Below are 11,877 nucleotides of genomic sequence, written 5' to 3' on the forward strand. Positions count from 1 at the left end.
ACACGACAAACGACCAACGGAGAAAACCACATATGAACGAGATCGGCGTTGGGGTCATCGGTATGGGAACGGTGGGCGCCGGCGTGGTCCAGATCCTTCTGGAGAACGCCGACGAGATCGCCCGCCGGCTCGGATTCGGGCTTCGGCTGGTCAAGGTGGCGGACAAGGACCTGGACACCGACCGGGGGATCCAGGTGGACCGCTCGCTCATGACCACGGACGCGGCAGAGGTGATCGGCCACCCCGAGGTCCAGGTGATCGTGGAGCTGATCGGCGGGTACGAGCCGGCCAAGACCTTCCTGCTCGAGGCGATCCGGGCCGGCAAGTCGGTGGTCACGGCCAACAAGGCGCTGCTGGCGGTCCACGGCGACGAGATCTTCGGCGAGGCCCGGGCCAGGGGCGTGGACGTGGGGTTCGAGGCCAGCGTGGGCGGCGGCATCCCGATCCTCCGGGCCGTGCGCGAGGGGCTGGCGTCCGACCGCATCGAGCGGGTGTACGGCATCCTCAACGGCACCACCAACTACATCCTGACCGAGATGAAGGAGAAGGGGGAGTCGTTCGACCGGGTTCTCCGGGAGGCCCAGCGCCTGGGGTACGCCGAGGCCGACCCCACCTTCGACGTGGACGGCGTGGACGCGGCCCACAAGATCACGATCCTCACCTCCATGGCCTTCGGATGCCGGGTGCCGTTCGACCAGGCCTACACCGAGGGCATCCGGGACCTCACCCCGCAGGACATCGAGTACGCGGCGGAGTTCGGGTACGACGTCAAGCTGCTGGGCATCGCCAAGCGCGACGGCGGCCGGGTGGAGGTGCGGGTGCACCCCACCATGATCCCCTCGGACCACCTGCTGGCCAGCGTGCGGGGCGTGTACAACGCGGTGTTCGTGGAGGCCGAGTTCCTGGGGCCCACCCTCTACTACGGCCAGGGCGCCGGCCGCCGGGCCACGGCGAGCGCGGTGGTGGCCGACGTGGTGGAGATCGCCCGGAACCTGGCCAAGGGGGGGGCGTGCCGGGTGCCGGCCCGCGCGTTTCCGGAGGATTCCATGGAACCGGCCGCGCTCAAGCCCATCGAGGACGTGGTGTGCCAGTACTACCTGCGGTTCACGGCGCTGGACCGGCCGGGGGTGCTCTCGAAGATCGCGGGCGTGCTGGGGGCCTACGGCATCTCGATCGAGAGCGTGGTCCAGAAGGGACGCGACGCGGGCCAGGCCGTGCCGCTCGTGATCATGACCCACGAGGCCCGGGAGGCCGACGTGCGCCACGCCCTGGGCGAGATCGACTCCCTGGGCGTCACCCTCGGCCGGCCGTCCCTGATCCGCATCGAGAGCGCCCTGTGAAGGTGGTGGTCCTGCTGGGGGACGGCATGGCCGACCGCCGTCACCCCGGCTACGGCGACCGAACGGCCCTCGAGGCGGCCCACACCCCCGAGATGGACGCCCTGGCCCGGCAGGGGGATCTGGGCCTGGCCCGCACCGTGCCGCCGGGCCTTCCGCCGGGGTCGGACGTGGCCAACCTGTCGGTGCTGGGGTACGACCCGGCCCGGTGCTACACGGGGCGGGCTCCGTTGGAGGCGGCGGCCATGGGGGTGGAGCTGGGGCCCGACGACGTGGCCTACCGGATGAACCTGGTCACCCTGCTGCCGGGAACCGACCGGGTGTACATGCACGACTTCTCGGCCGGCCACATCTCGTCGGAGGAGGCCCGCGCGATCGTGCAGACCCTGGCGCGGGAGCTCGGGGACGACGGGTTCGAGTTCTACCCCGGGGTGGGATACCGCCACCTCATGGTCTGGCGCAACGGCCGGGACGGCGCGAGCACCACCCCTCCCCACGACATCCAGGGCCAACCGATCCACGAGCACCTGCCCCGGGGCGAGGGCGCCGAGGAGCTGGTGCACCTGATCACCGGCAGCCAGATCCTCCTCAAGGACCACCCCGTCAACCGGGCCCGGCGGGAGCGAGGCCAGAAGGAGGCCAACTCCGTGTGGCTGTGGGGCCAGGGCCGGCGCCCCACCCTCGAGCCCTACCGGAGCCGGTTCGGGCTGTCGGGCGCGGTGGTCTCGGCCGTGGACCTGCTCAAGGGCATCGCCCACCTGGCCGGGCTCGACGCCCCCCGGGTGCCGGGGGCCACGGGGTACCTCGACACCGACTACGAGGGGAAGGTCACGGCCCTGCTGGCCGCACTCGACCGGGGGGACTTCGGGTTCGTCCACGTGGAGGCGCCGGACGAGGCGGCCCACGCCGGCAACCCCGAGCACAAGGTCCGGGCGATCGAGGACTTCGACGCCCGGGTGGTGGGGCCCGTGCGCAGGGCTCTGGAGGAGCGCGGCGAGCCCTACCGGCTGCTGGTGCTGCCCGACCATCCCACCCCCCTGGAGCTCCGCACCCACACGGACGAGCCGGTTCCGTTCGTGCTGTACGACTCTACCCGGCCGGCCACCCGGCCGGGGGCGGCGTTCACCGAGGCCGAGGCCCGGGCCACCGGCCTGGTGGTGGACGAGGCCCATCGGCTCGTGGCCCACATGAGCGGGAGGGTCCGGCTGTGGTGATCGAGACGACCTACCGGGTGATCTACGGCGACACCGACAACATGGGGGTGATGTACTACGGCACGTATCTGCGGCTGTTCGAGATCGGCCGCAACGAGTACATGCGCGCCCGGGGCCTGACCTATCGCGAGGTGGAGGCCCGGGGCATCCAGCTCCCCGTGACCGAGGCGGTGTGCCGATACCTGCGGCCGGCCCGGTACGACGACCGGGTCACCATCGCCACGGCCGTGGTCCACGCCCGGGGCGCCCGCGTGCGGTTCGCCTACCAGATCCGGGACGAGGCGGGCACAGTGCTGGCCCGCGGACACACCGAGCACGGTAGCATCGGCCCCACGGGCCGGCCCATCCGGCTGCCCCCGGACGTGGTCGAGGCCCTGGCCCCGGGCGAGGATCCGTTCCCCCCGGAGCGCTGATCCGAGGTGCGCCGGGCATCCCCAGGGTGAGCCCCCATGGCCGACCCCTTCCCACCCGACATCGAGAACGCGGCCTACGACTGGACGGCCCGCCTCCTGGGCGTGCTCGAGCGGGTCCTGCGGTTGCGGATCCGGCTGAACGGGGACCCCGGGGTGCTGGAGGCGGGGGACATCTTCGTGTTCAACCACTTCGCCCGGGTCGAGACCTTCATCCCCCCCTACCTGATCCACCGGCACACCGGGGCCCACTGCCGCACGGTGGCCGCAGCCGAGCTGGTGCGGTCCACCGGCCCCCTGGGCCGGTACCTGGCCGCGTTGGGCGCGGTGCCCAACGACCAGGAGGGGTTGCTGGCGTTCCTGGCGACCGAGGTGATCCGGGGCCACCGGGTGGTGGTGTTCCCGGAGGGCGGCATGGTCAAGGACCGCCGGGTCCTGGACGAGGGGGGCCGGTACCGCGTCTACTCCCGCACCACCCGGGAGCGGCGCAAGCAACACACCGGCGCCGCCGTGCTGGCCCTGGCCGTGGCCGCGTTCCGCCGGACGGTGCGCCAGGCCGAGGCCCAGGGCGAGACCGAACGGATCGAGGCCTGGGTCGAACGCCTCGGTCTGCCCGATCCCGAGGCCCTCCTGGCCGACGCCCGCCGGCCCACGGTGATCGTGCCGGCCAACATCACCTTCTACCCCATGCGGGTGTCCGAGAACCTGCTGGAGTGGGCCGCCCACCGGTTCGTGCACGGCCTGAGCCCCCGGCTGGCCGAGGAGATCCGGATCGAGGGCAACCTGCTCCTGCGCGACACGGACATGGACGTGCGCCTGGCCCCACCGATCCGGGTGGAGGCGTTCCTGACCCCGTGGGACCGGGCCCTGGCCCGGATCGCCGCGACCGACCCCGAGGGCCCCCAGGACTTCCTGGGCCGCGCAAGCGGCATCGGCCGGCTCTGGGGCCGGCGCCGGCGCCGCCTTTCGCTGCGGATCCGCGACCGGTACATGGTGGCGATGTACCAGGCGGTCACCGTGAACCTGTGCCACCTGGCCTCGCGAATCGTGCAGCGGTGGGTCGATGCGGGAGAGACCGAGGTCCCTGCCGACCGGTTCCACCGGGCGCTGTACCGGGCGATCAAAGCGGTGCAGGCCGAGCCCGATGTCAACCGCCACGAGAGCGTGGACCATCCGGACGAGTACGCCGGGCTCCTTCGGGGCTCGTGCCCGGGGCTGGAGACGTTCACCACCACCGCCTCGGCCGCCGGCCTGATCGAGCGGGACGAAGGCTCCTACCGGTTCTCGGGCAAGCTCTGCCAGGAGTTCGGCCTGGACGAGATCCGCCTGGAGAACCCCGTGGCCGTGTACGCCAACGAGGTGGCCCCCCTGCCCGGGGTGCGGCGGGCGGTGGACGCGGCGCTGTCGGCCCTGGACCGGCCGGACCCGCTCGGATGGCTGCGGGCGCGGTTCGATGACGAAGAGCGCCTGTACGCCCTGGAACGGGCGTCGTTCTGCCGGCCCGACACGGACGAGATCACCCGGGTCGAGGGCACCAAGGTCCCGGGGGAGCCGTATCTCCTGGTGCCCAAGGCGCCCCGGTCGCCGGCCGTGCTGCTGGTGCACGGGTTCACGGCCTCGCCCGCCGAGCTCCGACCGTTCGGCGAGAGGCTGGCATCCCTCGGCCACCCGGTGCTCGGGATCCGGCTGCGCGGCCACGGCACCTCGCCCTGGGACCTGAGGGAGCGGACCTGGGAGGAGTGGCTGGACTCGGTGCGGCGGGGGTTCGAGGCCCTCAGGGAGGCGTGGGACCGGGTGGCGGTGGTGGGTTTCTCGGCCGGCGGGATCCTAGCCCTCAGGCTCGCGGCCGACCGGCCCGAGGGGCTCGACCGGGTGGCCGCGGTGGCCGCACCGGTTCGGGTGCGGGACCGGGGTATGCGGCTCGTGCCCCTGGTGCACGGGGCCAACGTGGTGGCCCACACCCTGGGGGCCCCCGACCTGATGCGGTTCCACCGGTCCTCGCCCGAGCACCCCGAGATCAACTACATCCACGTGCCGGTGAAGGCCCTGTACGAGCTGGGCCGGCTGATCGACGACACCCTGGACCGGCTCGGAGACGTGGCCTGCCCCGTGCTGCTCGTGCAGGGGAGCGAGGACCCCACCGTGGACCCGGAGAGCGGCGAGATCCTCTACGAGCATATCCCGGTCCGGGACAAGGCCCTGGTGCTGATCCCGTCGGACCGCCACGGCATCCTGCGCGAGGACATCGGCGACACCCAGGGCCGGGTGATTCATTTCTTGGGGGGGTAGCCGGAGATCACACGTCGAACACCACCCGGACCCGCCACCCCCCCGTCTCCGGGTCGGGCCCCCAAAGCAGGTCGTGGTAGGTGGCCGCCTTGACCTCCAGGTCGAAGGGATGGCGCGCGGGGTCCCGGGCCTCGCCCCGGGCCGCGCCCCGGAACACGGAGCCCCGGGCCGAGGCCGCCTCCACCCGGGCCGGCATCCAGCCGCGCACGTTCACGTGGTACAGAAGCTCGTTCAGGAACCCCACCAGGGCCTCGGCCGGGTCGAGCCCCTCCACCTCTAGGCCCACCTCCTCCCGCTCATCCACCCGCCCCGGGTCCGTGATCTGGTGGACGAGCCCGTCGCACAGGGCCTCCAGCGCCTTCTCGGGGGTCTCCCCCCACGCCTCGATGGCCAGGTCGGCCGTATGGTCCAAGGTGCGCCATCTGCCCATCGGATCTCCTTTGGCTTCGGTCGTTGGTCGTCAGTCGTTGGTCGTTGGTCTGGGGCCTTCGGCCCGCTGGATGCTAGGAGGCTAGGACGGTGGGAGGGTTCGAAGCAAAACCAAGCCTTTACGCCACCACCTGACGGTCCGGGGGGCAAGGGACCTGTCGGAGAGCCGGGCGCGGCCCCTTGGCTCGCCGCGCAGCGCCTCTGACGCTCGGACCGCGAAATGGTTCGGACTCCACCGAGTCGTCACGAAACCAACTCTTCTGTCCTGTGCCTGCGCGGCGAATCTCGATGCCCGGCTTCGCGCCCGGCCGGAGGCAGGTCCCTTGCCCCGCCCTCCGAAGTGATGTGTCTATTTTGTCGCCGGGTCGACAATGTGGAACCTTCGGCCGGCTGGGCCGGCCGCGCTTGTTCCCGGTCCGGGGACCTGATAGCCTCGCGGCCCCGCGAGGAGCCCATGACACCCAACCCCCACCAGGATCTCACCGCCCGGCGCATCGCGGCCTTCTGGGCCCCGCTCGCGGCCACCTGGATCATGATGAGCGTGGAGGGGCCGTTTCTGGCCGCCGTGGTGGCCCGGCTGCCCGCGCCCAAGGAGAACCTGGCGGCCTTCGGGGTGGCGTTCTCCCTGGCCCTGGTGTTCGAGGCGCCGGTGATCATGTTGATGGCCGCCGTGACCGCCCTGGCCCGGGACGGGGTCTCCACCGAGCGGCTGCGGCGGTTCAGCTACGCCCTGTCGGTCGGCGTGACCGTGGTCATGGCGGTGGCCGTCGTCCCACCGGTGTTCCGGGTGCTCGCCGGGCCGGTGCTGGGCCTGCCCGAGGGCGTCGCCCGGCTGACCCACCCCGCCCTCGTGCTCCTCCTGCCCTGGCCCGGGGTCATCGGGTACCGGAGGTTCCTCCAAGGGGTGCTCATCCGCACGGGCCGCACCCGCCGGGTGGGCACCGGCACGGCGGTGCGATTGGCCGGCATGGCCGCCACCGCCCTGGTGCTGGCCCCCACGGGACTGGCCGGGGCGCTGGTCGGCGCCGCGGCCCTGTGCGCCGGGGTGGTGGCCGAGGCCGCCGCGGTGCGGGCCATGACCGGCAGCAGCCTGCGAGAGCTTCGTGCCACGGCCGAGCAGGCGCCCGCCCCCTCGTATCGACAGATCGCCCGGTTCTATGCGCCCCTGGCCCTGAGCACCCTGCTGACCCTGGCCGTGCACCCCACCGTGACCTTCTTTCTGGCCCGGGCTCGGGAGCCGGTGGGCAGCCTCGCCGTGTTCCCGGTGGTGCGCTCCCTGGTGTTCCTGTTCAGCTGCCTCGGCCTCTCGTTCCAGGAGGTGGCCATCGCCCTGATGGGCGAACGCTGGGAGGGGTACCGGCCCCTGCGGCGGTTCGCCCTGGGCCTGGCCCTGGCCACGTCGGCCGGGCTCGGCCTGGTGGCCTTGACCCCCCTGGGCCGGGTCTGGTTCCAGGACGTCTCCGGCCTCCGGCCCGACCTCGTGGCCCTGGCCATCCTGCCCGCGGCCCTGCTCGTGCCCGTGCCGGCGCTTACGGTGATGCTCTCGTTCCTGCGGGCCGCGTTCGTGCACGCGGGCCGCACCGGCCCGATCACCGGCTCCACCGCCGTGGAGGTGACCGCCATTGCCGCGGCCCTGGCCGTCGGCATCGCCGGGTTCGACTGGGTCGGCGTGGTGGCCGGCGCGGCAGCCCTGGACGTGGGCCGGGTAACCTCGGCCCTGGTGCTCGCCTGGGCCGCGCGGCGGCTGTGGACAGCGCGGGACCATGCCGCTATCCTAACCGAAAAGCTCCCATAACGCCGAGTCCCCCTCGATGATCCTCGACGCCCACACCCACATCGCCCCACCCGAGCTTCGGCAGGACCGCCGCTCCTTCTTCGCCGGCGAGCCGGACTTCGAGCTGCTGTACCGGGACCCCAAGGCCCGCCTGATCGGGGCCACCGACCTGGTGGAGTACCTGGACGCCAACCGCATCCAGGCCGCCTGCTCCTTCGGGTTCCCGTGGAACGACGACGGAAAGACCCGCCTGTGCGACGACTACGTGCTCGACGCGGCGGCCCGGTACCCGGGCCGGATCGTGCCGTTCGCCTGCGTGAACCCCCTACGGGGCCGGCAGGCGGTGCGGGAGGCCGAGCGGTGCCTGTCGGCCGGAGCCCGGGGGCTCGGGGAGATCGCCACGTGCGGGGCGGGGCTGGGGCCGGAGGTGCGCTCGGGTCTCGCGCCCCTGGCCGAGCTGGCGGCCGAGGCCGGGGTGCCGGTGCTGCTCCACACCAACGAGGCCGTCGGACACTCGTACCCGGGCAAGGCCCCGATGAGCCTGGAGGAGATCTACCAGCTGGTGCGCAGGCACCCCCGGACCCGGTGGATCCTGGCCCACTGGGGCGGGGGCCTGTTCGTGTACCACCTGCTGCGGCGCGAGGCCGACGACGTGCTGGCCAACGTGTGGTACGACACCGCCGCCGGCCCGTTCCTGTACAAGCCCGACGTGTTCCGCCGGTTCCTGAACATCGCGGGCGCCGACCGGCTCGTGTTCGGGAGCGACTACCCCCTGCTGGGGCTCCCCCGGTACCTGCGCGAGATGGACGCGGCCGGCGTGCGGGGACCCGAGCGCGAGGCCGTGCTGGGCGGGAACCTGGCCCGGCTGCTGGGCCTGGGGGAGGGAGCATGATGCGCGCCACGGTGCTCGCCCTAGCGCTCGCCCTGGCGGTTCCGGCATGGGGTGGCGGGTTTTCGGCCCTGCTGGACTCGGTGGTCGAGGCCTACGGCGGCCCCCGGGCCGCCGCCCGGCTCGAGTCGTTCCGGGCCGAGGCCGAGATCACGGCCCGGATGCGGGGCATGCGGGGCCGCATGGTCCGGGAGTTCCTGGCCCCGGACCGGCTCCGGGTCGAGATCACCTATCCCCGGTCCACCGAGGTGCGCGTCCTGAACGGCGACCGGGGCTGGCGGGGCGACGCGGGCCGGCTCCAGCGGGTGGAGGGGCTGCCATTGCTCGCCATGCGCTACCAGCTCCTGCGCTCGGCCGTTCCCTGGGTGTTCACGGCCCACCGGAGGCTCCTGGAGGACCGGGGCACCCGCCGCCGCAACGGGGTGGACTACCGGCTGGTGGGTCTGCCGTGGAGCATGGGGCTGGATCTCGTCTACTGGATCGACCCCGTCACCCGCAGGGTGGACCTGGTGGAGGGCACCCTGCGGGCCCGGGGCGGCGCAGCCCCCTTTGCCACCGAGTACTCGGACTTCCGCCGGGTGGACGGGGTGCTCGTGCCGTTCCACGAGGAGAACTACGCCAGCGGCCGCCATACCGGCACCACCCGGCTCGTGTCCGTGCGCTTCGGCACCCAGGGCCTGGGGCCGTTCGACCCCACCCGGGACGCGGGGGGGCACCGCTATTATTAACCCGGCGATTAAATAGGCGCACTAGGCGGCTGCGTATCGAATCTTCGGGTGACGGAAGTACGAGCGCACGCGGTCGGGCAACTTCTGGAGCTTGCGCAAGTGGGAGATCGCCTTCGCCCGGAGTTGCTCTCCCGTGCGTGCCGGCGGTCCCGAGTGCACACCGGCCTTGAGGTCGCAGTTCAGATACTCGTCCGGATTCAGCTCTGGCGAGTACGAAGGCAGGTAGAACACCTCGATCTCCTCCCGGTGCTTCTCCAACCAGGCCTTCACCGGCTTACTGTGGTGCACTCGGAGATTGTCCAAGATGAGAAACACCTTCCGGTCCGCGTCCTTGATCAGTCTCCGGAGGAACCGGATCAACGTCCGACTGTTCATCGCGCCCCGGTAGGTCATGAACCGAACCTTGCCCTGGTTGGTGATGCTGGAGATCAGGCTGATGGATTCACGTTTGGCGTTGAGCCGAACCACCGGCGTTTTTCCCCGAGGCGCGTAGGAGCGTCCATGTTGGCTGTCCGAACGAAGTCCCGTTTCGTCGCCCCAATGAATCTCTGCGTTTTCTCGCTTCGCACGGGCGACAATGGCGGGGTAGTCCTCATCCAGCCACTTCTGGACCGCCTGAGGGTTTTGCTCATAGGCCCGCCGCAACGGCTTTTGCGGCGTGAATCCCCAGCGCTTCAGGTAGTCCCCGATCGTGCGCACCGGCATCTCGATACCCCATCGGCGCCGGATCAGCTCCTGGATGTTTCGACGCGTCCACAGGGCAAAGGGCATCTTGAGCTGCTCGGGGGTTTTGTCGGTGATGAGCCGCCGGAGTTCCTGTTCCAGTTCGCGGCTCAACGTTCGTTTTTGCCCGGGCTTCCGCCCCCGTTTCTTGAGGCGGATTCCTTGGGTACCGTCGCGTTCATAGATCTTCCACCACTTGCGCACCGTGGAAGGATGAACGCCGACGATCTCGGCAATCTCTGCGAAGGTCCGACCGGCCTTTCGCAAGCGGATCGCCTGGCGGCGTAAGGTCTGCTGGGCCTCTCGGCTGATGCTGCGAGCATCGACTTTGTCCATGACAACAGTGTACCATAATCGCGCCTATTTAGCCACCTGGTTAATAAAGACCTGCAAACGTATTGCCAGGGTACGGGGTAGGGGTCCGGTTCCGGCCAGCTAGAAACTAGAAACTAGAGACTAGAGACTTAGAGACTAGAGAAATTCCGGGTAGCTCGGCCCGTTGGGCGGGCGCTCCACCAGACCCCATGCCCCCGGCTCCGATGTCGGGGCGGGCTTTCGACCAAAGTCCGTCGACCGGCGACCGTTGACCGAAGTCAGCGCTTGAACAACCCCTTGAAGAACCCCTTCACCTCTTCCTTCACCGACTCCCGCACGGACCGTTTGGCCTCGTTGCGGGTGTCGTCCACCACGTCGCCGGTGACCTCCTTGGCGTCCTTCACGATCACGTTCTCGTCTTCACCGGCGGCCGGGGCCCGGTCCGCCGGGGGCTCGCGGTAGGCGTCTTCCGCGGGCCCCGGTCCGGCGGAGGCGGCGTCGCCTGCCAGGCCTTCAGGGGGGGTGCCCCCCTCCCAGTACCCCAGCACGATCCGGGTCCTCGCACCCGGCAGGTCCAGCAACATGAGATCCATCCCCTGCCCCCCGGTCTTCTGGATCGACACGTAGGGCGGCACCATGGGCCCGGCCCCCTTCGGCCGGTACAGGACCGAGCCGTCGGGCTGCTGCTCGCGCTGCCAGTCCTCCGGAAGGCGCCGACGGTACCAGGCGTCCACCCCCTGGAACGGCTCGGTGGTCACCAGGTAGGCCTCCCGGATCGGCTTGCCCATGCCGGAGGTCCCAGTGGAGGACATGGTGAAGTACGCGCCCGGCATGGCCGGCAGCCCCACCTCGTCCCGGAGCGGGACCTCACGGAGCCGGTCGGCCTCGGTCATGCCCTTCATCTCCAGGATCTGCCGGCCGCTGGAGTTCAGCGGCGCGGGCGGCGCGATCAGGTCGTCCACCTCCGGTGGGGGCCCCGTGTACGCCGGTTCGGCCTCCCCTTCCCCGCCGCCCATCACCCGGGCGAGGGGCACCTGGCGGTACCCGGGGGGCGGCTCGAACGAGCTGTCGGGCACCTCGCGCACCTCGATGGCCGTGACCGGGGCGCCGTCGTCGCTGGGGCGGCCGTCCGCGTACGACACCTGGCGCACGGGCACCCCTTTCCGGTACACCTCCCGGTAGGCGAGGATCGCTTCCTCACGACCGGTCACGCACGACATGAAGTCCGCCGCGATCTTCCCCAGATCGAGCGTCTCCTGCTCGATCGCCCGGCCCGTGGCCACCCACAGGTCGGTCTCGGCCTCGCCGTTCCTCAGGATCCGGTACCCGCTCACGGCGAACCCCGAGACCGGCTCGCCCCTGCCCAGGGGCTGGACCTCGTAGCGGGCGGGTTCCTCCGGCGCGGCCGCTTCGCCCTGCGCCAGGCCCGCAAGCGCCTGGCGCAGCTTCTCGAACATCTCGCAGTACTCCGTCAGGGGCCCCTGGGCGTACAGCTTCGCCCCGGGGTTGATCACGAGATAGGTGCGCTCCCGGCCGTTGAGGACCGTTTTCACCTCGTCGGCCGGCATGGCGATGCGCTCCCGGGAGATGAGCGTCTCGCCCTCGCGGCTTTGGAGCACCAGCCCAGCGTGGGCCGTTCCCGCCAGGCTCCCCGCCACGAGCACCAGGACCACCGCGGCCGTTCGTTTCGCGTTCATCGTTCGCTCTCCTCTCGCTCTTCGCACCTCGTGTTTCAGGGGTCTGGGGGGGGCCGGGAGCCGATCGTGATC

The 11,877-nt window shown here is 71.1% G+C and carries 10 protein-coding genes; 7 read left to right on the top strand and 3 right to left on the bottom strand.

The window, feature by feature from the left end:
- Positions 1-32: 32 nt before the first annotated feature.
- From DEFCA_RS0105280 to DEFCA_RS0105295, 4 genes are read left to right on the top strand one after another with little or no spacing between them, the layout of a single operon-like run.
- Positions 33-1,340 carry a homoserine dehydrogenase gene (locus tag DEFCA_RS0105280; protein WP_025321996.1) on the top strand — a complete coding sequence of 436 codons (1,308 nt, stop codon included), beginning with the start codon at positions 33-35 and terminating at the stop codon, positions 1,338-1,340.
- A complete protein-coding gene (locus DEFCA_RS0105285; RefSeq protein ID WP_025321997.1) occupies positions 1,337-2,551 on the top strand; it encodes a cofactor-independent phosphoglycerate mutase in 1,215 nt (404 codons plus the stop codon). Before DEFCA_RS0105280 ends, DEFCA_RS0105285 begins: the two co-directional genes overlap by 4 nt.
- Positions 2,545-2,964 (top strand): acyl-CoA thioesterase, encoded by a 420-nt coding sequence (locus tag DEFCA_RS0105290; RefSeq protein ID WP_281173741.1) that lies wholly within the window; start codon positions 2,545-2,547, stop codon positions 2,962-2,964. Before DEFCA_RS0105285 ends, DEFCA_RS0105290 begins: the two co-directional genes overlap by 7 nt.
- A 36-nt stretch (positions 2,965-3,000) precedes the next feature.
- Positions 3,001-5,250, top strand: a complete 2,250-nt coding sequence (locus tag DEFCA_RS0105295) for an alpha/beta fold hydrolase (protein WP_025321999.1) — start codon at positions 3,001-3,003, stop codon at positions 5,248-5,250.
- Positions 5,251-5,257: 7 nt separating this feature from the next.
- Here DEFCA_RS0105295 and DEFCA_RS20320 read toward each other — a convergent pair whose 3' ends face one another.
- Entirely contained in the window at positions 5,258-5,680 is a 423-nt protein-coding gene (locus tag DEFCA_RS20320; RefSeq protein ID WP_025322000.1) for an archease, read from the bottom strand.
- A gap of 453 nt (positions 5,681-6,133) precedes the next feature.
- Here DEFCA_RS20320 and DEFCA_RS0105305 point away from each other — a divergent pair, with 453 nt between their 5' ends.
- From DEFCA_RS0105305 to DEFCA_RS0105315, 3 genes are read left to right on the top strand one after another with little or no spacing between them, the layout of a single operon-like run.
- On the top strand, positions 6,134-7,474 hold the full coding sequence (locus tag DEFCA_RS0105305) for a hypothetical protein (RefSeq protein ID WP_025322001.1): 1,341 nt from the start codon (positions 6,134-6,136) through the stop codon (positions 7,472-7,474).
- Between the two features lie 16 nt (positions 7,475-7,490).
- A complete protein-coding gene (locus DEFCA_RS0105310) occupies positions 7,491-8,345 on the top strand; it encodes an amidohydrolase family protein (RefSeq protein ID WP_025322002.1) in 855 nt (284 codons plus the stop codon).
- Entirely contained in the window at positions 8,342-9,070 is a 729-nt protein-coding gene (locus tag DEFCA_RS0105315) for a hypothetical protein (RefSeq protein ID WP_169709457.1), read from the top strand. The genes DEFCA_RS0105310 and DEFCA_RS0105315 overlap by 4 nt, the downstream gene beginning before the upstream one ends.
- 21 nt (positions 9,071-9,091) lie before the next feature.
- Here the strand turns inward: DEFCA_RS0105315 and DEFCA_RS0105320 are convergent, their stop codons facing one another.
- Both DEFCA_RS0105320 and DEFCA_RS0105325 read right to left on the bottom strand, forming a co-directional pair.
- Positions 9,092-10,129, bottom strand: coding sequence for an IS630 family transposase (locus tag DEFCA_RS0105320; protein WP_025322004.1), 1,038 nt, complete (start codon positions 10,127-10,129; stop codon positions 9,092-9,094).
- Positions 10,130-10,386: 257 nt separating this feature from the next.
- Positions 10,387-11,805, bottom strand: a complete 1,419-nt coding sequence (locus tag DEFCA_RS0105325; RefSeq protein ID WP_025322005.1) for a DUF4412 domain-containing protein — start codon at positions 11,803-11,805, stop codon at positions 10,387-10,389.
- Positions 11,806-11,877: the final 72 nt, after the last annotated feature.

This window comes from Deferrisoma camini S3R1 (genome assembly GCF_000526155.1).
Taxonomy (GTDB): Bacteria; Desulfobacterota; Deferrisomatia; order Deferrisomatales; family Deferrisomataceae; genus Deferrisoma; species Deferrisoma camini.

What these genes read in the sequence shown, in the direction of transcription:
- DEFCA_RS0105280 (WP_025321996.1), top strand. Translation starts at nt 33, where the DNA reads ATGAACGAGATCGGCGTTGGGGTCATCGGTATGGGAACGGTGGGCGCC.
- DEFCA_RS0105295 (WP_025321999.1), top strand. Translation starts at nt 3,001, where the DNA reads ATGGCCGACCCCTTCCCACCCGACATCGAGAACGCGGCCTACGACTGG.
- DEFCA_RS20320 (WP_025322000.1), bottom strand. Translation starts at nt 5,680, where the DNA reads ATGGGCAGATGGCGCACCTTGGACCATACGGCCGACCTGGCCATCGAG.
- DEFCA_RS0105305 (WP_025322001.1), top strand. Translation starts at nt 6,134, where the DNA reads ATGACACCCAACCCCCACCAGGATCTCACCGCCCGGCGCATCGCGGCC.
- DEFCA_RS0105310 (WP_025322002.1), top strand. Translation starts at nt 7,491, where the DNA reads ATGATCCTCGACGCCCACACCCACATCGCCCCACCCGAGCTTCGGCAG.
- DEFCA_RS0105315 (WP_169709457.1), top strand. Translation starts at nt 8,342, where the DNA reads ATGATGCGCGCCACGGTGCTCGCCCTAGCGCTCGCCCTGGCGGTTCCG.
- DEFCA_RS0105320 (WP_025322004.1), bottom strand. Translation starts at nt 10,129, where the DNA reads ATGGACAAAGTCGATGCTCGCAGCATCAGCCGAGAGGCCCAGCAGACC.
- DEFCA_RS0105325 (WP_025322005.1), bottom strand. Translation starts at nt 11,805, where the DNA reads ATGAACGCGAAACGAACGGCCGCGGTGGTCCTGGTGCTCGTGGCGGGG.